The 20266-nt window shown below is 70.1% G+C and carries 18 protein-coding genes, 3 tRNA genes and 1 pseudogene; 8 read left to right on the top strand and 14 right to left on the bottom strand.

The features are described from left to right. Window position 1: 1 nt before the first annotated feature. Entirely contained in the window at window positions 2-460 is a 459-nt protein-coding gene (locus WMJ97_RS08935; protein WP_347348636.1) for a hypothetical protein, read from the bottom strand. A gap of 1 nt (window position 461) precedes the next feature. Beyond that, a tRNA-Ser gene (locus tag WMJ97_RS08930) sits at window positions 462-546 on the bottom strand. A gap of 84 nt (window positions 547-630) precedes the next feature. Here WMJ97_RS08930 and WMJ97_RS08925 point away from each other — a divergent pair. Beyond that, a complete protein-coding gene (locus WMJ97_RS08925) occupies window positions 631-1602 on the top strand; it encodes an NAD(P)H-quinone oxidoreductase (RefSeq protein WP_347348635.1) in 972 nt (323 codons plus the stop codon). 51 nt (window positions 1603-1653) lie between these two features. Here the strand turns inward: WMJ97_RS08925 and WMJ97_RS08920 are convergent, their stop codons facing one another. Further along, entirely contained in the window at window positions 1654-3282 is a 1629-nt protein-coding gene (locus tag WMJ97_RS08920) for an LCP family protein (protein WP_347348634.1), read from the bottom strand. A gap of 175 nt (window positions 3283-3457) precedes the next feature. Between WMJ97_RS08920 and WMJ97_RS08915 the strand changes: the two genes are divergently transcribed. Beyond that, window positions 3458-3550: transfer RNA gene (locus WMJ97_RS08915), tRNA-Ser, on the top strand. 130 nt (window positions 3551-3680) lie between these two features. Then, on the top strand, window positions 3681-4895 hold the full coding sequence (locus tag WMJ97_RS08910) for a MarP family serine protease (RefSeq protein ID WP_347348633.1): 1215 nt from the start codon (window positions 3681-3683) through the stop codon (window positions 4893-4895). 22 nt (window positions 4896-4917) lie between these two features. On the opposite strand, the gene WMJ97_RS08905 is transcribed toward WMJ97_RS08910, so the two are convergent. The 3 genes from WMJ97_RS08905 to WMJ97_RS08895 form a co-directional block, all read right to left on the bottom strand. Next, a complete protein-coding gene (locus WMJ97_RS08905) occupies window positions 4918-5331 on the bottom strand; it encodes a hypothetical protein (protein WP_347348632.1) in 414 nt (137 codons plus the stop codon). A 163-nt stretch (window positions 5332-5494) separates the two neighbouring features. Then, window positions 5495-7327 carry a phosphoenolpyruvate carboxykinase (GTP) gene (locus tag WMJ97_RS08900; protein WP_347348631.1) on the bottom strand — a complete coding sequence of 611 codons (1833 nt, stop codon included), beginning with the start codon at window positions 7325-7327 and terminating at the stop codon, window positions 5495-5497. 265 nt (window positions 7328-7592) lie between these two features. After that, window positions 7593-8381: an IclR family transcriptional regulator gene (locus tag WMJ97_RS08895; RefSeq protein ID WP_347348630.1), complete on the bottom strand. Its 789-nt coding sequence runs from the start codon at window positions 8379-8381 to the stop codon at window positions 7593-7595. Between the two features lie 79 nt (window positions 8382-8460). Here WMJ97_RS08895 and WMJ97_RS08890 point away from each other — a divergent pair. Beyond that, window positions 8461-9434 (top strand): annotated as a pseudogene (locus WMJ97_RS08890) (MFS transporter). 184 nt (window positions 9435-9618) lie between these two features. Continuing rightward, window positions 9619-9694, top strand: a tRNA-Arg gene (locus WMJ97_RS08885). 47 nt (window positions 9695-9741) lie between these two features. On the opposite strand, the gene WMJ97_RS08880 is transcribed toward WMJ97_RS08885, so the two are convergent. Continuing rightward, a complete protein-coding gene (locus tag WMJ97_RS08880) occupies window positions 9742-11001 on the bottom strand; it encodes an SLC13 family permease (RefSeq protein WP_347348629.1) in 1260 nt (419 codons plus the stop codon). A gap of 200 nt (window positions 11002-11201) precedes the next feature. Beyond that, window positions 11202-11567, bottom strand: coding sequence for a hypothetical protein (locus WMJ97_RS08875; RefSeq protein WP_347348628.1), 366 nt, complete (start codon window positions 11565-11567; stop codon window positions 11202-11204). 152 nt (window positions 11568-11719) lie between these two features. Here WMJ97_RS08875 and WMJ97_RS08870 point away from each other — a divergent pair, with 152 nt between their 5' ends. From WMJ97_RS08870 to manA, 3 genes are all read left to right on the top strand, one after another. After that, complete coding sequence (locus tag WMJ97_RS08870; RefSeq protein WP_347348627.1) at window positions 11720-12109, top strand: globin; 390 nt, start codon at window positions 11720-11722, stop codon at window positions 12107-12109. 311 nt (window positions 12110-12420) lie between these two features. After that, a complete protein-coding gene (locus WMJ97_RS08865; RefSeq protein WP_347348626.1) occupies window positions 12421-13365 on the top strand; it encodes a Gfo/Idh/MocA family oxidoreductase in 945 nt (314 codons plus the stop codon). Window positions 13366-13464: 99 nt separating this feature from the next. Further along, window positions 13465-14664: a mannose-6-phosphate isomerase, class I gene (gene manA / locus WMJ97_RS08860; RefSeq protein ID WP_347348625.1), complete on the top strand. Its 1200-nt coding sequence runs from the start codon at window positions 13465-13467 to the stop codon at window positions 14662-14664. 52 nt (window positions 14665-14716) lie between these two features. On the opposite strand, the gene WMJ97_RS08855 is transcribed toward manA, so the two are convergent. The 6 genes from WMJ97_RS08855 to WMJ97_RS08830 form a co-directional block, all read right to left on the bottom strand. Further along, entirely contained in the window at window positions 14717-15685 is a 969-nt protein-coding gene (locus WMJ97_RS08855) for a GDP-L-fucose synthase (protein ID WP_347348624.1), read from the bottom strand. A gap of 2 nt (window positions 15686-15687) precedes the next feature. After that, on the bottom strand, window positions 15688-16737 hold the full coding sequence (gmd, locus tag WMJ97_RS08850) for a GDP-mannose 4,6-dehydratase (RefSeq protein ID WP_347348623.1): 1050 nt from the start codon (window positions 16735-16737) through the stop codon (window positions 15688-15690). A gap of 169 nt (window positions 16738-16906) precedes the next feature. Beyond that, window positions 16907-18166 carry a glycosyltransferase family 4 protein gene (locus WMJ97_RS08845; RefSeq protein ID WP_347348622.1) on the bottom strand — a complete coding sequence of 420 codons (1260 nt, stop codon included), beginning with the start codon at window positions 18164-18166 and terminating at the stop codon, window positions 16907-16909. A 7-nt stretch (window positions 18167-18173) separates the two neighbouring features. Further along, a complete protein-coding gene (locus WMJ97_RS08840; protein ID WP_347348621.1) occupies window positions 18174-19292 on the bottom strand; it encodes a glycosyltransferase in 1119 nt (372 codons plus the stop codon). Further along, complete coding sequence (locus WMJ97_RS08835) at window positions 19289-19837, bottom strand: DapH/DapD/GlmU-related protein (protein WP_347348620.1); 549 nt, start codon at window positions 19835-19837, stop codon at window positions 19289-19291. The genes WMJ97_RS08840 and WMJ97_RS08835 overlap by 4 nt, the downstream gene beginning before the upstream one ends. 229 nt (window positions 19838-20066) lie before the next feature. Next, window positions 20067-20266 (bottom strand): hypothetical protein (locus WMJ97_RS08830; RefSeq protein ID WP_347348619.1); only part of this gene is annotated, 200 nt, incomplete at its 5' end.

Genomic DNA, 20266 nt, shown 5'->3' with positions numbered 1-20266 from the left:
GTCAGTCTTCCTGGACGAGCGTGCCCCCGTAACCGCGGTCGCGGTCGAGACGGTCGGAGATGTCGGCGGCGAGGGCGTCCAACTGCTCGGACTGCCGGCCGGTGTCGTACAACGCGAAGCCCGACCCGTCGCGGTTGTGGAAGGTGAGCCGCCCGGGGCCCTGCGTGACCTTGGTCACCTCGCTCCACTTGCCGGTGTGCGAGCCCGCCCTGTCGCGAATCGAGTAGCCGCGGTCGTCGAGCGCGACGCTCACCTGCAGCTTGCGCGCCGAGAAGTACGCCACGGACGCGCACAGCACCCCGACGCCCAGGAGCAGCACCCCACCGACGAAAGCCAGGACGCCCCAGCCGTTCGCTCCCGACGCCACGAGGAGCCCGGCGCCGAGCACGGCGAGCACGGCCCCGATCCCGTAGAGGACGATGGGGGGCCGGGCCTTGATGTAGTACGTCGACACTGCCACGCGGCAAGGGTGGGATTCGAACCCACGGAGCGTTTCCGCTCGGCCGCTTTCAAGGCGGCTGCACTAGTCCACTATGCGACCTTGCCAGACTCGCGCAGCAATCCTAACCGGACGCCGGCCGGCTCGCTTTCGCCGTGGCTCGTCCGGACGGTCCGTGGCAGGCTTGCCGTATGCGAGCCATCACCGTCACCGAACCGGGGGGCCCCGACGCCCTCGCCGTCTCCGAGGTCCCGACGCCGTCGCCGGGGGAGGGCGAGTTGCTCGTCAACGTCGTCGCCGCCGGCGTGAACCGCGCCGACACCCTGCAGCGCCGCGGCCACTACCCGCCACCGAAGGGCGTCACCGACATCATCGGCCTCGAGGTCGCGGGCGTCGTCGCCGAGGTGGGGGCCAGCGTCGAGGGGTGGAACGCGGGTGACGAATGCGTCGCCCTGCTGGCCGGTGGCGGGTACGCCGAGTACGTCGCGGTGCCGGCGGGGCAGGTCGTCCGGCCGCCGGAGGGCGTCGACCTCGTCACCGCGGCCGGCCTGATCGAGGTGGCCGCGACGGTCGTGTCGAACATGCGGCACGTGCACCTCGCCGACGGCGAGACGTTCCTGGTGCACGGCGGGACGGGCGGCATCGGCGCGTTCGCGATCCAGTACGCCAAGCAGCACGGCTGCCGGGTCGCGGCGACGGCCGGGTCGCCGGAGAAGGTGGAGCTGTGCCGCGAGCTCGGCGCCGACATCGCGCTCGATTACCACGACGACTGGGTCGCCGGCCTCAAGGAGGCGACCGACGGCCGGGGCGTCGACGTGATCCTCGACGTGATGGGCGCCAAGTACTTGGGCGACAACGTGAAGTCGCTCGCGCGGCTCGGGCGCCTCGTCGTCATCGGTCTGCAGGGCGGCGTGAAGGGCGAGCTGAACCTGAACGCACTGCTCGGCAAGTGCGCGACGGTGACGGCGACCAGCCTGCGATTCCGTCCAGCGTCCGAGAAGGCGGAGATCTGCGCGGCCGTGGCGTCCGACGTCTGGCCGATGGTGGCCGACGGACGCATCCGGCTCGCCCGCGAGACCCGGGTGCCTTTCGCCGAGGTGCAGCGGGCCCACGAGCTGCTGGAGAGCGGCGACAACGTCGGAAAGATCATCCTGACGCTCTGACGCGCGCGGCCCGTCCGCGCGCGTCGAGGCGTCCCGCTGCGAGGCGGGCGGCTACTGCTCGGGGTGGTAGGCGCAGGCGTCGTCGACGTCGGCGACGGGCGGCTGCATCGCGGGCGTCGGGGCGCCGCTGGCCGTCGAACGCGCGCTCGAGGTGGCGGTCGGGGAGGCGGGCGCCGTCGGCGTCGGAGTCGTCGGAGCGCCCCCCGCCGACGGGTCGAGCGTGTCGCGGACGCGCTGGCGCACGGCATTCCAGTCCGGGTTGGCGGTCGAGAAGCCCTCCTGGCCGTTGATGAAGGCGACCGACCGGATGCGCTGGTCGCGGGCCTTGAGCCCGAGTTGCACCAGGGCCGGAAGCTGCGAGCTCGGGGCGTCGGTGCGGATGATCTCGCGGCCCGCCTGGGTCACCTCTTCGTAGTTCGCGACGACCGTGGCCGGGTTGGCCTGCTTGATGACGGCGTTGATGACGCACCGCTGCCGGATGCCACGCTCGTAGTCGGTCACGCCGTAGCGCCCGCGGGCGTACCAGAGGGCGTCCATGCCGTTCAGGTGCTGGTTCGGGCCGACGGGCAGCCAGCGATCGGGTGGGATGTCGACGCCGCGCGTGGGGTCTTTCTGGCCGCCCATCGGGACGGGCTGGTTCACGTTCACCGTCACCCCGCCGAGGGCGTCGATCAGTTTGACGAACCCGTCCATGTTGATGAGCGCGTAGTAATCGACGTGCAGGCCGAGCGCCTCGCCGACCGAGATCTTCACGATCTCGGCGCTCTCGTTGGCCACCTGATAACCCAGGATGTTCGGCCCGGCGATCTTCGGCGCGTTGTCGTACATCGAGTTCAGGAAGTAGTCGGAGTTCAGCGGGTTGCCGTCGGTGAACCCGCGCGGGAACACCCGCGCCAGCCCCGATCCGGGCGGGAAGGGCATGCGCGCCGTCTGCCGCGGGATCTGATAGAGCACCGTGTCGCCCGTCCGCGTGTTGATCGACGCGAGGATGACCGTGTCCGTCCGGACGCCGAGGTAGCTCGACCGACCCTTGCCCGAGTCGCCGCCCATCACGAGCACGTTCAGGCGGGGCTGACCGGCCCAGGCGTCCCCGAACGGGTTCCCCTGCGCGGACTTCGTCGCCGACGGACCCGTCGAGAAGACGTCGCTGACGAAGTCGGCCTGGTCGTACGCCCTCCGGGCGACGAGCAGGGTCGGCGCGGTCACCGCGAACGACAGGATGGCCACGACGATGGCGCCCACCACGCGCTGCCACGCGGAGGCGTCCCGCGGACGCAGCGTCAGGTGCGTCACCACGAGGCTCGTCACCCACACGACGGCGATGACGATGAGCGCGATCCACAGCGCGGTGAGGCTGGCGGGCGTGACGGCCTGCGAGATCAACCAGTCGCGCGCGTACAGGAACGTGCCCACGGCCGCCGCGACCAGAATCAGCGCGCCGGCGATCATCAGCGCCCCCCACCACCGGAACCGCGCCCTCAGCAGGCCGGCCCCGGGAATGATCGCCCCCAGAAGCGTGTAGCCCAGGGACGCCCCGAAGCCGCGCCGCTCGTCATCGAGCCTGGGTGCGCGACGGGCGCGGCGGGGTGCGGAGCCGGCGGTCACGCCGGAGCGATAGGGGACGCCGCCGTCGTCGCGAGCGCGGCGCGGTGCACCGCTGCTCGTCTGGTCAGGGCTCATCCTTCGCCTCCGTGGGTGGTGCCTGGTGGACAGGTGCTGCGGACAGACCACTGCCACAGCGAGCATAGCGTCCGGCACAACGCGTCCCGATGAGCCGCGACGACTGTATTCGCCGTTGTTGTGCGGGCGTTTTGGCCAAGGGTACGCGGCACCGGTAGGCTGGCCCCTCGGCAGAGGAGGTGTCGCCTAGTCAGGTCTATGGCGCCCGCCTGCTAAGCGGGTTTGGGGGTTGACCCCATCGCGGGTTCAAATCCCGCCACCTCCGCCAGTCCGGCATCGCCACCGGCCCTCGGGCCGGTGGCGTTCGTCGTTGTCGGGGCGTCATGCGTGCCGGCAAGTTCATATCTGGCTCACAGGATCGCCATGCACTCTGGAGGGTGCCGCATGAAAGGACCTCCATGCAGACCTCTCTCATCCTCGACCTCGTCCTGGTCGTGATCCTGATCTCCTCCACGCTGCGGGGCTGGCGCAACGGGCTACTCGTGACCGGGCTGGGCCTGCTGGGCTTCGTGCTCGGTGCCGGGCTCGCCCTCTGGGGCGCGCCCGGGCTGATCGCGCGCGTCGACGCGCTGTCGGGCAGCGAGGCCGGGCGGTCGCTCGTGCTCTTCTTCGTGGTCGTGGTGGCGGCGATCGTGGGCCAGTCGGTGCTGGGCGGGGTGGGGTACCGGATACGCACGGCGACGAAGATCGGGGCCGTCCGGACGATCGACAGCCTTCTCGGCAGCGTCGCGGCGCTCGTCGTGACGGCGCTCGTGGTCGGCGTCCTCGGGACGGCGTTCAAGCCCGTCCTGCCGCAGTCGTGGGCGCGGGCGGTAAACGGCTCGCACGTGCTGGACGGCATCGAGGACGCCCTCCCGGGCCAGTCGCAGCGGTGGGCGTCCCAGTTGACGAAGTCGCTGGACGCCGCCGGCTTCCCGCGGGCCTTCAGCGGGCTGACGCCGGAGCCGGTCATTCCCGCGGAGTCGCCGGCCGCCGGATCGGCGCAGACCGCGGGCGTCCAGCGGGCGGCGGCGAGCATCGTCCGGATCGAGGCGGACGCCACCCGCTGCGGCCGGCAGCAGTCGGGCAGCGGCTGGGTCGTCGCGCCGCAGCGCATCGTGACGAACGCGCACGTGGTGGCCGGGTCGACGGATGTGAACGTTCGCGTCCGGGGCGCCGGGCCCTCTCTGGGGGCGCGTGTGGTCGCGTTCAACCCGGACCTCGACCTCGCCGTGTTGGACGTCCCGCGGCTGACCGCACCGGCGCTGAGCCGGGCGGCGAGCCTGTCGTCGTCGGACTCGGCCGTCGTCGCCGGCTTCCCGCTGGGCGGCCCGTATCGGGCCGAGGCGGCTCGCGTCCGGGGAACGATTCAGGCGTCCGGCGACGACATCTACGGCCAAAGCGGCGTCACGCGGCAGGTGTACGCCCTGTACGCCACCGCGCGGCCCGGCAACTCGGGCGGGCCGCTGCTCACGACCGACGGACGCGTCGCGGGCACGATCTTCGCCCGTTCGCTCGTCGACACCGAGACCGCCTACGCGCTCACCGACCGCGCCACCGGCTCGATGCTGGACCGTGCCAGCAGCTACACCAGCCCGGTGAACACCGGCGCCTGCACGTCGGGACGCGTCTGACAGGCGGCGCTGAGGGCGTGCGTCAGGCGCGTCCGGCCGCACCCCTCCGCTCGTCGATGAGCCGAGCCAGGGTCGCGCGGGTGCGATCGGCGGCGTCCCAGCGGAGCTCGGTGGATCCGCGGAGGATGGTCGAGCCTCGAGCGTGGTTCACCAGGACGCGGTGGAGGGCGACCGGGGAGTCGGCGTCCGTCTCGACGGACACGTCGATGATGGCCGCGATCGGGATGCGCTCCGCGCCCGCGCGGAGCATCGTCGGCGTCACGGCGACGAGAAAGCGTCGCTCCAGCAGCGCCGCCCCCACGACCGCCATGACGGTGAACGCCCCGACCTGCAGCCAGTCCACCGGATTGAGCGCCAGCCCGGAGAGCCCCAGCAGCAGCAGGATCGCGCTGGCCGCCGCCAGCCCCACCTGCACCACCGTAGGAACGAATCGCACCCTGCCATTCTGGACGCCCCCGGTGTCGTCGCGCGGGCCTCACGACTCAATACCCGCCGGAATCTGACCACGAAGGCCCCGCGCCACGGGTGCCCTTCACACGACCAGGACGCCGACGGCCGCACCCGCGAGGGGTGCGGCCGCCGGCGTCCGCGAATGCCTGTCAGGCGTTGATGCGCTCGCGCAGGGCCTTCAGCTGGCCCACGAGCTCGGTGGGCAGCTTCTCGCCGAACTGGGCGAAGTACTCCTCGGTGAGGTCGGCCTCGGCCGACCATGCCTTCGGGTCGAGATCGAAGATCTTCTCCAGCGTGGCGTCGTCGATGTCGAGGCCGGAGAGGTCGAGATCGTCGGGCTGCGGCAGGCGTCCGGAGATGGCCTCGACGGCGTCCACCTCGCCGGCCACCCGCTGGAGGGCCCACTTGATCGGACGCGCGTTGTCGCCGAAGCCCGGCCACAGGAACTTGCCGTTCTCGTCCTTGCGGAACCAGTTCACCTGGAAGATCTTCGGGGCGTTCGCGCCCAGATCCTCACCGACGCGGAGCCAGTGGGCCCAGTAGTCGGCCATGTTGTAGCCGCAGAAGGGCAGCATCGCGAACGGGTCGCGACGCAGCGAGCCGACCGCGCCCTCGGCCGCGGCCGTCTGCTCGGACGACACCGTGGCGCCGACGAACACGCCGTGCTCCCAGTCGTACGACTCGCTGATCAGCGGCACGTTCGTGGCGCGGCGTCCGCCGAAGAGGATGACGTCGATCGGGACGCCCTTCGGATCGTCCCAGCTCGGCGAGATCGACTCCGCCTGGTCGGCGGCCACGGTGAACCGGCTGTTCGGGTGAGCCGCGGGGGACGCCGACTCCGGCGTCCAGTCGTTGCCCTGCCAGTCGATCAGGTGGGCCGGCTTCTCGTCGGTCATGCCCTCCCACCAGATGTCGCCGTCGTCCGTCAGTGCGACGTTGGTGAAGATCACGTCGTGGTCGAGCGCGTGCAGGGCGGTCGGGTTCGTCTTCTCGGACGTACCCGGCGCCACGCCGAAGAACCCGGCCTCGGGGTTGATGGCGTAGAGCCCCCCGTCGTCGCCCTTGCGCATCCACGCGATGTCATCGCCGACCGTCTCGACTGTCATGCCGGGAATCGTCGGCCGCAGCATGGCCAGGTTGGTCTTGCCGCAGGCGCTCGGGAAGGCAGCGGTCAGGTGGAACGCGCGGCCCTTCTCGTCGGTGATCTTCAGGATCAGCATGTGCTCGGCGAGCCAGCCCTCGTCGCGCGCCAGGACGGACGCGATGCGCAGGGCGTAGCACTTCTTGCCCAGCAGTGCGTTGCCGCCGTAGCCGGAGCCGTACGACCAGATCTCGCGGGTCTCGGGGAAGTGGCAGATGTATTTTTCGTCGTTGCACGGCCACGCGATGTCGTCGCGCTCGGTGCCGTCGGCGTCCACGAGCGGGTAGCCGACGGTGTGCACGGCGGGCACCCAGTACTCGCCCTGGGCGATGAGATCCATCGCCTTGGCGCCCATGCGCGTCATGATCCGCATGTTCACGACGACGTACGGCGAATCGGTCAGCTCAACGCCGAGCTTCGAGATGTTGCCGCCCAGGGGACCCATCGAGAACGGGACGACGTACATCGTCCGGCCGCGCATGCTGCCGTCGAACAGCGGTTGCAGCGTCTTCTTCATCTCGGCCGGGTCGGCCCAGTTGTTCGTGGGGCCCGCGTCCTCTTTCTTCTCCGAGCAGATGAACGTGCGGGACTCGACGCGCGCCACGTCGGAGGGCGCGGAGCGGGCGAGGTAGCTGTTCGGCCGCTTCTCCTCGTTCAGCTTGATGAAGGTGCCGGCCTCGACCATCTCCGCGTACAGACGGTCACGCTCCTCAACGGAGCCGTCGCACCAATAGATGCGCTCGGGCTTGGTCAGCTCGGCGATCTGGTTGACCCAGGTGACCAGGTCTTCGGGTGCGTTGGACGGCTTGTTGATATTGGTTTGCGTGGCGTCGACGGTCATGTGCTCTCCTCGTTGTTCGCTCGCTCAGAGCGCCGCCTCGCGTCGGCGCCGAGCTTCATTGACCCGGTAAACCGCTTGAGTTCATCTTCTCATCATCCCTACCCGCGCGGGTCAGAAGGTGCAGGGTCGGTGAATCTCGATATCAAGGTAACTGGTCGGGCGTGCATCCGTCCACTTGATTGCTGCAACTTCGTTCAGTCGCGAAGGAAGGCGTTCGCGCCGGCCGATCTGCCCCGAGGGCATGTCGCTCACGCGCAGACCTCGCTCAGGTTTCGAGTTGGCCGCCGATCTCGCGGGCAGCCTGGCGCAGCTCGGCGACCATCGGGCGCACCATGGAGGGCTCGAACCGGCTCGCCGGCATCGCGATGCCGATCGACGCCACGGGCGTCCCTCCGGCGTCCCGGATCGCGTGGCCGAGGGGCAGGATGCCGCGCTCCGACAGCCCGTTGTTGAGGGCGAAGCCCTGGTCGCGGGCTGCGTGGACGTGCTGCAGCACGGTGGCGACGTCCGGGGCCTCCTCGCCGCGCGTGAGCCGGTCGGGGGCGTAGAGCGCGGCCACCTCGTCGTCAGGTAGCTCGGCCAGGAGCGCGAGCCCGCCGGAGGTGCGGTGGGCTGGGAAGACCATGCCCGCGCGGTGCCCCACTCGCAGCGACCGACCGCACTCGACTTCGGCGAGGAACCGGGCCGTCCGTCCCGACCGCACTGTCAGCGTCGTGGTCTCGCCGAACCGCTCCATGAGGCGTTCCATGTGGGGCCGTGCGGCCTCGCGCAGCTCGGCCGTCCCCGACGGGGCATGGTCGACCGCCGCGAGCAGGGGGCCGACCCGGTACTCGCGGGTGTCGCGCACGGCGAAGTCTCGGTAGACCAGCATCGCGAGCAGCCGGTGCGCAGTGGAGGGTGCGACGCCCAGCCGCGCGGCGGCGTCCGAGACGGTGGTGCGCCCCTCGAGCTGTAGGAGCGAGGCGAGGCGAGGCGCAGCGCATGGTCGACGCTGGCGATCGCGTAGGGCGGTCGGTCTTTTGTTGGACGAGCGGGCGAGACCATGCTTCAGCATCGCACGTAGCTGATGAGGGATTTTCTGCTCTGCAGAAAATCGTTCCGCCGGTTGGGCAGCAGTGCTGAAAGTAGTTGACATGACAACGACGCACTCCGGCACCGCTGCCGACGCCGCCAAGACCGGGCGCCTGCGTCCGGCCTGGCTGGTGATCCTTCTTTGTTGGCTGATCGTGGTCCTCGACGGCTACGACCTCATCGTGTACGGCACGACTCTCCCGCACATCATGCGCGAGCCGTGGGGGCTCGATGGCACCGCCGCAGGTTTCATGGGCTCGCTGGTGTTCGTCGGCGCCCTGTTCGGCGCGCTCGGCGCCGGCGACATCGCAGACCGGCTCGGACGCCGCAACACCGTCCTCGCGTGCGGCCTCGTCTTCATGTCTTTACGATCCTCATCTACGTCGCGCCCAACCGCGAGGTGTTCGGAATCCTCCGCTTCGTCGCGGGCATCGGGCTCGGCGGCCTCGTGCCCTCCGCCAACGCGATCACCGCCGAGTTCGTCCGGGTGAAGTATCGCTCGTTCGTGTCGACGATCATCATGTCGGGCATCCCGATCGGCGGCTCGGTCGCCGCCCTTCTCGGCCTCGTGATGCTCCCCAACCCGGGGTGGCGCTCCATGTACGCGCTGGCCGGCGTCGGGTTGCTCATCTTGGCCGTTGCCTGGTTCGTCATGCCCGAGTCGCCGTCGTGGCTCCGTTCGAAGGGGCAGGAGGATGAGGCGCGCCGCGTGACCGCCCAGTGGGGTGTGGACCACACTCTCGAAGAGGTCGTTTCGGCGCACGACGAGACGTCCACCGAGGCGGAGGCCGAGTCCACCTCGCCGCGTCCCCGAGGGCTCGCCGGTCTGTTCTCCAAGCGCTGGATGCTGGCGACGGCGATGTTCGCGGCGGCGTCCATATTCACGCTGTTCACCTGGTACGGGCTGGGCACGTGGCTGCCCAAGCTGATGGGGTCGGACGCCCTGGGCGTTCACAGACTGGGTCTGGGGCCCGACCGCGCTCTTCCCCGAGGAGGAGCCGCCCATGTTCGAGCCCATCCCCCTCGCCTCGGCTGAGGTCGGCTAGATCGCGCACGAATCGCGTCGGCTTCGCACAACATCGCGAGATTTGGGTCAAGTCCCTTCACCCTGCCTCGAGGACATCGCTCGGACGCCGCCGCACACCTCCTGGGTCGCCCGGTTTGGCGCGACCCAGGGGAGGGGAGTAAGCTACTTTCTCGGTCGCTGATGAAGCGTCCGGGCGCTCGTGGCTCAACGGATAGAGCATCTGACTACGGATCAGAAGGTTGGGGGTTCGAATCCCTCCGAGCGCGCCACACGAAGCCGGGCCAGGAGAATGCTCCTGGCCCGGCTTCGTTTTTCGCTACAGCGTGGCGATCGCGATGGCGCTCAGGATGCCGGGTGCGATCACGGAGCAGCCGACGGCGATGGCGAAGAGGCGTCCGAAAGCTTGGGACTGCTGGTCCTCCATCGTGTTGGCGACGATCAGCGTGCCGGCGACGTGCACCGGGTTCATCACCGTCAGGGCCGCGGGCGCGGCCACAGCGGCCACGATCAGCATGATCGACGGGGACGCCCCCAGCGCGGACCCGACGATCGGGGCCATCAGCGTCAGGACGCCGATCGTCGACGACTCGATGTTGCACAAGAGGGCCGTGATGTAGGCGAGCATCAGCACGAGCAGCGCGGGGATGGTGATGCCGGACAGGACCTGCTGGATGACATCCATCGTGCCGATCTGCTTGATCAGGCCGAGGTAGGTGAGCAGGCCGCACAGCAGGAGGATCGCGTTCCAGGGCACACGCGCGATCAGCTCGCGCTCGCTCGGCCGGAAAACGATCTGCAGCAGGAGGGCGGCCAACATCGAGGTTGTCCCGATGTCGAACTTGAACACGACGACGACGATCATGAACAAGCCCAGCATGCAGCCCGACGCGATGGCGTAGGTGCGGTTGCCGGCCTGGGGGGCGTCCGGCGACGAGGCGTCCTTCGGGATCGCCGGCGCGATGAAGGACGCCCCCCGCCGCCGCCGGATGGCCTCGATCGCCTGCAGGGCCGCGACGGCGACCGCGCCGGTCGCCACGGAGATGGCCCAGACTCCCCACGTGTTGTACGCGACGTTGATCTCACTGAGGGCGTGATGGAGCGTCGCGCCGGTGGGGTTCAACGGCGACAGGCCCGCCGAGTTGGCCCCGATGACCACGCCCAACTCGTTGATGAAGAAGCTCCGGGGATACTTCACCGACACGAACGCGACCACCGGCACCATGAGCGCGATCGGGGCTGTCGAGAACGCCCCCATCGACGACAGCGCCCCCGCGATGAGGAAGCAGGCCCAGGGCAGCAGGTAGGTCCGGTCGCCGACCGTGCGGAAGGTGGCGTCCACGAACGCGCGCAGCGCGCCGCTCTTCTCCAGGTGCGCGAAGAGCAGCGAGACGCCGGCGATCAGCGTGAACAGGTTGCCCGGGAAGGTGGTGTACATCTTGTCGACGCTCACCCCCGACGCCAGCAGGATGATCACCGCCGACGCCAGCGCAAGCACGCCGATGTTGATGCGGCGCCAGACCGCCACGATGAGGCACACGCCGAGAAGCGCGAGCGACAACCCCTGAGCGAAGTTCATGCCGCGGACCTTCCTGAGGGCAATGGACGCGCGAACGATCGGTCCGGCCGTTCGACTACCGCCAGGACGGCCATCGTCTTTCAGTTCTGGCCCCGAGTGGGGGATGGAGGGATGCTGTCACACCCATCGGGGTGCGTCCGGGGATCCGGCGAACTCGTGGGAGACCGTAACGTGGCTGACGCATTTGGCCCGTTATCGGGTCAGCCCCAGGGGCGCACCGTCTCCGCGGTTGGCCAACGGGTCGGTGTCGTGCCGTCGTGATTGACGAGTTCGAGGCCCGAGAGGCGCCCGTCGGTGACCGAGACGACGATCTCGTGGTCCAGCCCGTCGCCGTCGAAGTAGCGGCCCGGCAGGGGGCCGTCAGGCAGGTCAACGGGGGTCGTCTCGCCCGGATCGAGCGCCAGTTGCCATGCGGACGCCCCCGGTGCCGCCCGCAGCCCGATCAGTTGCCCGGTGAGCGCGTGGACGCCCGACGGGTCGGCGCCCTCGAACGTCCGATAGGCACCCAGGGCGATGACCGCAGCGAGCGTCTGCTCCTCGTCGGAAGACAGGTCGCGCCACTCCATGGTTGCTCCTCCGTCGTCTGGCCCCGCGGGGCGCAAGGGACACCCGCGATCATCCCTGCCCGATGGCGGCGGGGGCAAGGGCGCCCTGCAGCGATCGCCGGCCGGGGGCTGGGGCGGGGGCGTCCAGATGGCCCGTCTGAAAGACTGGCCGGGTGACAGATCAACGGACGTTCTACGAGCGGGTCGGCGGCGCGGAGACGTTCCGGCGGCTGGTGCGGCGCTTCTACGAGGGGGTCGCGGACGACCCGCCGCTGCGCGCGCTCTACCCCGAGGAGGACCTGGGTCCGGCCGAGGATCGGTTGCGGATGTTCCTCGAACAGTACTGGGGCGGCCCGAAGACCTACGGCGAGCAGCGCGGTCACCCGCGGCTGCGGCTGCGGCACCAACCGTTCAAGGTGACGCCCGCGCAGCGCGACCGCTGGTTGACGCACATGAACGCGGCCATCGATTCCCTCGCCCTCGCGCCCGATGACGAGCACGAGCTGCGCGACTACGTCACTCGTGCCGCGCAGTTCATGATCAACTCCTTCGACGAGGAGTAGGCGCGCGACGTCAGAGTCGCCCGCGAAGCGCGCCGGACACAGACGTGGTTGATCTCGGCCGGGAGGCGGGTCTGCGCTGGCCGAGGTGTCACCAGCGCACCACTCGGCACCGGTCGGACCGGTTTGGGCGACCGTCTCCGACGTCCTGAGGTGCGCTGGTGACACCCGGCTCGGCGGCTCGGCTCGTCCGCCACGGGCGTGACGTTCGCCCCGGCCCCCGCGCGGGAGGGTCCCGCCCCTGAACGGCGATGCCTCGCGAATAACAATCGTGAAATAATGCGCGGGACTATTTCTGATGCTGGGGGGCATTGATGACTGTCTTGGGCGTGTTCGGCGCGGGCGTCATGGGCGGCAACCATGTGCGGACTGCGCGGGCGCTGCGCGAGTGGAGCGAGGTCTACGTCGGCGACGTGGATTCGGACAAGGCGCGAGAAGTTGCCCGTCGAAACGGGTTCCGCGCACGCGACCTCGCCAAGGCCGACCTCGACGCCGCGATCGTCGCGGTGCCGAGCGACCTGCACGAGGAGGTCGTGCTGCCGCTGCTGGACCGCGGCGTCCACGTGCTGCTCGAGAAGCCGGTCGCGCAGGAGCTCGGCTCCGCCCAGCGCATCCTCGATGCGGCGCGCGACAGCGAGTCCCGCGTGGTCGTGGGGCACGTCGAGCGGTTCAACTCGGCGGTGTCGGAGTTGCTGAAGTGGGCGCCGAAGGCGCAGCACGTGGAGTTCCGGCGGGTCGGTCCGGCCGGCGGCCGGGCCCTGGGTGACGTCGTGAGCGACCTGATGGTGCACGACCTCGACCTCCTGCTGGCGATCTCCCGGGCGCGCGACGGCCACGATCACATCACCCGTTGCTCGGCCCAGTGGGGCGCCGGCAACCAGGAGACGTGCTCGGCCCTGCTCACCACGGACGGCGGCCTGACGAGCCTGGTCGTGGCGAGCCGAGCGGGGCAGATGAAGGACCGCCAGGTCGTCCTGACCTGCCCGGACGCCGTCGTGGTCGCCGACCTGGTGCGCCAGCAGGTGTCGGTGCACCGCATGGAGCGGATGGAGTTCGTGGACGACGGGGGCACCGTCCGGTTCCGGCAGACGAGCACCACCGAGATCCCGTTCCTCGACAACGGCGAGCCGCTCATCCGCGAGCAGCGGCACTTCTTCGACGTCGTGGCGCACGGGGCCTCTCCGGCCGTGTCGCTCGGCGACGGCGTCGCGGCGATGCAGCTCGTGGAGCGGGTGCGGCAGGAGGCGTCCCGGGGCTGAGGCGGGCGTCCGGGATCCGTGCCCGGAGGCGCCGTGGCGTGCAACCGCCCCAGTGGCGGCCACGATAAGATGCGTGATCTCTTCGGAGAGGACCACGCAATGCAGCAAATCCACGGGACGGTGATGAACTATCCCTGGGGCACGCCCGACGCGATTCCGGCGATCCTGGGCACTGAGCCCGACGGTACCCCGGTGGCTGAGTACTGGCTCGGCGCCCATCCCCTCGCACCGTCGACGGTGGGGGCCGACGGGGCGGAGAGCCTCGACGCCCTGCTGGAGCGCGAGCCCCGGCAGCTCGGTAAATCGGCCATCGTGTACGGGTCGCGCCTGCCGTTCCTGATGAAGATCTTGTCGGCGGCGTCCGCGCTGTCGATCCAGACGCATCCCTCGCGCCAGCGCGCCCAGCGCGGCTACGCGCGCGAGGAATCGCTGGGCATCCCCCGCAACGATCCGGAGCGGGTCTACAAGGACGATTGGCCCAAGCCCGAGATCATGGTCGCCCTGTCGGAGATGCAGGCGCTGGTCGGGTTCCGGCCGTTGGGCGAGCTGGGCCGCGTGCTCGACGAGTTCGGGCTACGCCACTCGTTCGAGGACGCCTTCGGCGCCGGCCTGTTCGCCAGGCCGGCCGTGGACGCCGACCTGCTGCGGTCGGTGATGGACGACGAGCACCCCGCGCACGAGCTCGTCGAGGCGATCCAGCAGGCCGTGCCCGAGCCCGGCTGGTCGGACGCCGCCCGCGAGCTCCAGGGCACCGCCCGGGAGCTGCAGGCGCAGTTCCCGGGCGATCCGGGCGTGTTGGCGGCGCTGTTCATGAACCGGGTGACGCTGCGTCCGGGGGAGGCGCTGTACGTGCCCGACGGCGTCATCCATGCGCACCTGCGCGGCACGGGCATCGAGGTGATGGCCAACTCCGACAACGTCATTCGCGGCGGCCTCACCGGCAAGCACGTCGCCGTGGACGAACTGATGCGCGTCCTCGACTTCGAGGCCGAGCCCGAGATCATCGCCGGGACCGAGGTCGCCCACGGCGTCGTCGATTACCCGTCGGCCTGCCCGGAGTTCGACGTGTGGCGGCTGGAGGTCGACGCCCGCGGCATCGACGAACTGCCCGCGCACGGGGCGCCGCGGATCATCCTGGTGACCGGCGGGTCGCTGCTGCTGACGGACGCCGACGGCGTCCGGCTGCCGCTCGATCAGGGCTGTTCAGCGTTCATCTCCGCGCAGGATGCGCGGATTCAGGTCACGGGCGAGGGGCAGGCGTTCGTCGCGACGCCGGGGGACGTCCTGCGCGGCGAGTGATCCGCCGACCGGGTGGGCGTCGGCACGCCCACCCGGTCAGCCCGCCGGACGCCTACTGGCGAATGTCGGCCAGGTGCGCGCGGTACCAGTCCACGGTGTCGGCGATGCCCTGCTCGAGGGGGATCTTCGCGGTCCAGCCGGCGTCGGCGAGGGTGCTGACGTCGAGCAGCTTGCGCGGCGTCCCGTCGGGCTTGGACGAATCCCACTCCAGCTCGCCCTCGTACCCGACCACGCGCGCGACGAGTTCGGAGAGCTCCTTGATCGTGATGTCCTCGCCGGTACCGACGTTCACCTGCTGCGGGCCGTCGTAGTGGTCCATCAGGTGGAGGCAGGCGTCGGCCATGTCGTCCACGTGCAGGAACTCGCGCAGCGGCGACCCGGTGCCCCAGTTCGTCACGGACTCCGCGCCCGAGCGCTTCGCCTCGTCGAACCGCCTGATCAGCGCCGGCATGACGTGCGAGCCGGTGGGCGAGAAGTTGTCGCCGGTGCCGTACAGGTTGGTCGGCATCGCCGAGATCCACGGACGCCCGTACTGCCGCCGCACCGCCTGCACCTGCACGATGCCGGCGATCTTCGCGATCGCGTAGGCGTCGTTGGTGGGCTCGAGGTGGCCGGTGAGCAGGCTGTCCTCCCGGATGGGCTGGTCGGCCAGCTTCGGGTAGATGCAGCTCGACCCCAGGAACAGCAGCCGCTCGACGCCGTGCTCGAGGGCGGCGTCCATGACGTTCACCTGGATCCGCATGTTTTCGGACAGGAAGTCCACCGGGTAGGTGTTGTTCGCCATGATCCCGCCGACCTTGGCCGCGGCGAGAAACACGTAGCGGGGCTTGGTTTCGGCGAAGAAGGCGAACACGGCGTCGCGGTCGCGGAGATCGAGTTCCGCGGACGTCCGGGTCACCAGGTCGCTGAACCCGTCCGCCTCGAGCCGGCGCAGGATCGCCGATCCGACGAGGCCGCGGTGCCCGGCGACGTACGTCCGGGACGCCCGGTCGAGGGGCTTGCCGTCGTAGCTGACGTCCATGGTCACTTCCTCACTGCGTACTGGGCGGTGGCCGCCATGTCTTCGTTCGGGTAGTCGACCCAGACGCGTCCGTTGACCGTGAGCTGCTTCAGGTCGCAGTTCACCATGATGCGGGCGAGCTGCGGGGTGAGCACCTTGGCCTCCCAGCCGAGCTTCGCCTTGGCCTTCGACGGGTCGCCGATGAGGGCGTCCACCTCGGTCGGGCGCAGGTAGCGGTCGTCGAACTCGACGTAGTCCTGCCAGTCCAGGTCGACGGCCTCGAACGCGAACTGCAGGAAATCGCGCACCGAGTAGCCGGCGCCGGTGGCGAGCACGAAGTCCTCGGGCTCGTCGGTCTGCAGCATGCGCCACATCCCCTCCACGTACTCGGGCGCGTAGCCCCAGTCGCGGATGGCGTCGATGTTGCCCATGTAGAGCTTGTCCTGCTTGCCGGCCTTGATGGCCGCGACCGCCCGGGTGATCTTGCGCGTGACGAACGTCTCGCCGCGCCGGGGCGACTCGTGGTTGAACAGGATGCCGTTCACCGCGTGCATGCCGTAGGCCTCGCGGTAGTTCTTGGTGATCCAGTAGCTGTACATCTTCGCGGCCCCGTACGGGGAGCGCGGGTACATCGGGGTGTCTTCGCCCTGCGGGGGCGGCGTCGCGCCGAACAGCTCCGAGGTGGACGCCTGGTAGAACTTCGGCATCACGCCCGACTGCCGGACGGCCTCCAGCAGCCGCACCGTGCCGACGCCGGTCGTGTCGGCGGTGTGCTCGGGCTCGTCGAACGACACGCGGACGTGGCTCTGCGCGGCGAGGTTGTAGATCTCGTCGGGCCGGATGCCCCCGATCAGCGTGACCAGCCGCGCCCCGTCGGAGAGGTCGCCGTAGTGCAGGAACAGCTTGGCGTCTTCTTTGTGCGGGTCGACGTAGAGGTGGTCGATGCGGTGCGTGTTGAACGTGGACGCCCGGCGGATCAGGCCGTGAACCTCGTAGCCCTTGCCGAGCAGAAGTTCTGCCAGGTACGAGCCGTCTTGACCTGTGATGCCGGTGATGAGGGCCTTCTTGGCCATATCCCCCCAACTCCTTTGGGTAGTGATGCGGATGTAGTGCCGTGGGAGAGGGTCAGGTGGTCAGGCTGCCCGCCACGCACGCGTCGTTTCGGTCCGTCGATCGCGTGCCCCGTCAGCGGTGGTCCGGGGACCACTATACGCGGGTAAGTGAGCGATCAACTAACAATGGTCAGCGCATGGATCGCTCGCTGAGACGCTCGGACGCCGTGGGCTGCAGTGGGGTCCGTCCACCCCGTGACAAGGTCCGAAGCCATCGCTCGACCCGCGAGATCGCGGACGCCGCCGTCAGGTTCTCCGCGGCGAACCGCTGCGCATTCGCCCCGAACTGTGTGCCGTCGCTGCCGGCGACTTCTTCGACGGCGTCCAGCAGTTCGTCCGGACGCCCCGGCCGCACGACCGGCCCGGCGCCGGCGGTCCTGACCTCGTCGGCGGTCACCGAGTCGGCCTCGGTGGCCGCGACGACCGGCGTCCCCTGGACGAAGTAGGACGTGAGCTTGCTCGGCACCGCCGACTCGCGCAGCCCGGGCTTCTCGTTGACGATCAGGACGTCGGCGCACTTGAGGATGGCGCGGTACTCCGGATCCTCCAGCGACGGGACGAACACGAGGTTCTTCACCCCGCGCCCGTACCGCTCCAGGATCTCGCGGCGCGACCCGCTGCCCACCAGGCCGAACACGACGTCGGAGCCGCGCCGCTCGGCGAGGCGGGCGGCGTCCACGACGTTCTCGAGGCCCTGCTTCGCGCCCATGTTGCCGGTGTGCAGCGCGACGACCCGGGCGTTGCCGAAGTAGCGGCGCCGGATCTCGTGGACGTCGGCGGTCTCCCCGCCGACCAGATGGCTCCAGTTGCGCGACACCGAGACCCGCTCGGCGGGGACGCCCAGGTCGTCGGTCACGTGCCGGGCGAAGCGGTCGTGGATGACGCTGACGCCGTCCACGAAGCGGAGCACCCCCGATTCGAGCCGCCACAGCAGCCGCGACTGCAGGCCGCGCTCGCCGATCTCGCGCATGCCGTTGCTGTAGAGGTCCTGCACCCAGACGCCGACGGGCACGCGGGTCAGCTTCGCCCGCGCCGCGACGATGCCGCTGGCGATGAGGGCGGGGCTGACGCACAGGACGGCGTCCGGGCGGCCCCACGGCTGCAGGGCCGCCATGACGCCGAACGAGACCTCCTGCAGGATGCGGCCCAGGCCGGTCCCGCCGTGGCCGATGTAGTGCGCGACCCGGCGCACCGGCACGCCCCGGATGGTCTCGGTGCGGGTGAGCCCGGAGAAGTTCGTGAAGTTCTCCCACTGCGGGTAGTGGGGGACGCCGGTGATGACGCGCACGCGATGGCCCGCGTTGCGCAGGCCCTCCGCCATGGCGGTGGTGTACGGCGCGATCCCGGTGACTTCAGGGGTGTAATTCACGCCGACGATCAGGATGTTCATGAACGGGTCAATCTCCGTAGGCCTGGACGAGCTGGTGGGTGATGGGCGTCATCGAGAACTGGTCGCGGATGAGCCGCAGCGCGTTCTCGGACGCCTCGTGCAGTTGCTCGGGGTGGGCAAGCAGGGTGCGGACGCCGTCGGTCACGGCGTCGGGGTCGGCCGTCGTCACGAGCCCGGCGCCGCCCTCGCGGACCGCCGGCGCGAGGCCGCACGTGTCGGTGATCACGACGGGCAGGCCGGCCGCCATCGCCTCGAGGACGGCCATCGGGTAGGGCTCGTTCACCGACGGCAGCACGTAGAGGTCGGCGGCGTCCATGGCGGCACGGCACTGTTCGCGGTTGGCCGGGCCGGTCCAGGCGAGCCGGTCGCCGAGACCGGACGCCGCGATCGCCGCGCGCACGGCGTCCCCGGCGCCGCCCTCGTCGGGCCCGACCATGCGGAACGTCGCTCCCGGGAACTCGGGGGCGAGCGCCGTCGCGGCGTGGACGAACGAAAGGGGCCGCTTGCGCTCCTGGACACGCGCGAGAAACAGGACGCCGGGCGCGTCGGTCGGCTGGCGAGCCGCGACGTCGTCGCGCGCGTCGAGGCCGTTGCGCAGATATTCGAGAGGGACGCCGTCGCCCGCGACCGCGCGGATGCCGTCGGCCTCGACGTCGGTCAGGTAGAAGACGCGCCGGGCCTGCCGAAGGACGCGCTTGGTGAGGGCGGCGTCCAGGGGGGCGGCGAGCGGGTTCGACGACGGGTCGATCATGCCGTGCGTCTGCGCGAACAGTGGGACGCCTGCCCGCAGCGCGAGGGCGGCGGCGGGCAGGGTGACGAGGTCGCGGGCGAGGTGGACGTGCACGGCGTCCGTGTCGGCGAGCTGGCGGCGCAGCCAGGCGAGAAGCCCGGGCGAGGTGAGGCCCGCGAAGCCGGCCTTCGGGATGACCCGCCGGGCGGGGAACAGTTTGACGGGGACGCCCTGGATCGACGTCGGCAGGCTGCCCGGATACCCCTGGGCGGCCGCCGCGAGGACGACGTCGTGGCCGGCCTCGCGCAGCGCGCGGCAGTGGCCGAGGGCGACGGTGGTGGGCCCCCCGTAGGCGTTCTCGGGGGTGAAGAGCGTCGCGACCTGGATGATCTTCATCGCGACTCGGCTCGTGGGGCGACGACGCGGGCGCCGGCCGGGACGTCTTGGGTGACGAGCGCCGTGGCGCCGACCACGGCGTCCTGACCGATCGTGACCCCGCGCAGGACCGTGGCCCGCGCGGCGACCCAGACGCCGTCGCCGACGACGATGGGTGCGTTGTCGAACTCGAAGGCCGGGTCGTCCGCGTGGTGGGACCCGGTGCACAGGAACGTCTGCTGCGAGATGCAGACGTCGTCGCCGATCGTGATGGGTTCGAGGTTGAGCAGGTAGGCCCCGACGCCGATCCAGCAGTGGTCGCCGACGGTGAGCTTCCACGGCCAATGGATGCGGACGTCGTTACGTATGTTGGTGCCCTCGCCGATGGACGCCCCGAACGCCCGCAGGATCTTCGCCCGCACCGACGGCGGGCACAGGATCGACCGCTGTAGCGGCTCGACCAGGAGCCAGGCCGCGATCGTCGGGACGCTGCGCCCCTTGTCGTAGCCGCGTCCGGTAAAGCGCGACAAGCGGCGGCGATGGGTCGCCGCAGTCGTTTCCGTCATGATGAAACCCCTCGGAAGACTTCTGCATGTGGTCCAGCGACGGATTCCGGTCGCGAGTTCCGTCGGACTCGTTGGCGGGCTGGGGTCACCCGCGTTAGCGACACGAAGCATAACCCACGAAATCATGCCCTCGGGAGTTCGCGCGTCACGGCCTGGTTGCAAGCGCACCTGTGTCCCTGGCTGAGCGCCGCGAGGCCGGGCGTTCACCGGACGCCCCGCAGGCGCCTGGTTAGGGGCTGCCCTCGCGGGAGAGCAGTGTTCGCCAGCCGCCGGGGACGCGCCAGAACTCCGGTCGGCATGCCGGCCGGATCACCCGCTCCAACAGAGCGAGCAGCACGATGATGGACAGCACGCGCGCGACCGCCCGGGTGTTGTACTGCGTGATCTGCACCATGGTGAGCAGCGACAGCCCGAGTTGGCCGACGAGGA

It is taken from the genome of Nigerium sp., assembly GCF_039811905.1.
In the GTDB taxonomy this organism is placed as follows: domain Bacteria; phylum Actinomycetota; class Actinomycetes; order Propionibacteriales; family Propionibacteriaceae; genus Propioniciclava.
Note: the sequence above shows the minus strand (reverse complement) of the source record. Positions and strands in the feature narration are given on the sequence as shown.

Bases quoted from the DNA above. Each gene is read 5' to 3' on its own strand.
- manA (WP_347348625.1), top strand. From the start codon at position 13,465: ATGCAGCAAATCCACGGGACGGTGATGAACTATCCCTGGGGCACGCCC.
- WMJ97_RS08900 (WP_347348631.1), bottom strand. From the start codon at position 7,327: ATGACCGTCGACGCCACGCAAACCAATATCAACAAGCCGTCCAACGCA.
- WMJ97_RS08910 (WP_347348633.1), top strand. From the start codon at position 3,681: ATGCAGACCTCTCTCATCCTCGACCTCGTCCTGGTCGTGATCCTGATC.
- WMJ97_RS08925 (WP_347348635.1), top strand. From the start codon at position 631: ATGCGAGCCATCACCGTCACCGAACCGGGGGGCCCCGACGCCCTCGCC.
- gmd (WP_347348623.1), bottom strand. From the start codon at position 16,737: ATGGCCAAGAAGGCCCTCATCACCGGCATCACAGGTCAAGACGGCTCG.
- WMJ97_RS08855 (WP_347348624.1), bottom strand. From the start codon at position 15,685: ATGGACGTCAGCTACGACGGCAAGCCCCTCGACCGGGCGTCCCGGACG.
- WMJ97_RS08835 (WP_347348620.1), bottom strand. From the start codon at position 19,837: ATGACGGAAACGACTGCGGCGACCCATCGCCGCCGCTTGTCGCGCTTT.
- WMJ97_RS08875 (WP_347348628.1), bottom strand. From the start codon at position 11,567: ATGGAGTGGCGCGACCTGTCTTCCGACGAGGAGCAGACGCTCGCTGCG.
- WMJ97_RS08840 (WP_347348621.1), bottom strand. From the start codon at position 19,292: ATGAAGATCATCCAGGTCGCGACGCTCTTCACCCCCGAGAACGCCTAC.
- WMJ97_RS08865 (WP_347348626.1), top strand. From the start codon at position 12,421: ATGACTGTCTTGGGCGTGTTCGGCGCGGGCGTCATGGGCGGCAACCAT.
- WMJ97_RS08880 (WP_347348629.1), bottom strand. From the start codon at position 11,001: ATGAACTTCGCTCAGGGGTTGTCGCTCGCGCTTCTCGGCGTGTGCCTC.
- WMJ97_RS08895 (WP_347348630.1), bottom strand. From the start codon at position 8,381: ATGCTGAAGCATGGTCTCGCCCGCTCGTCCAACAAAAGACCGACCGCC.
- WMJ97_RS08845 (WP_347348622.1), bottom strand. From the start codon at position 18,166: ATGAACATCCTGATCGTCGGCGTGAATTACACCCCTGAAGTCACCGGG.
- WMJ97_RS08920 (WP_347348634.1), bottom strand. From the start codon at position 3,282: ATGAGCCCTGACCAGACGAGCAGCGGTGCACCGCGCCGCGCTCGCGAC.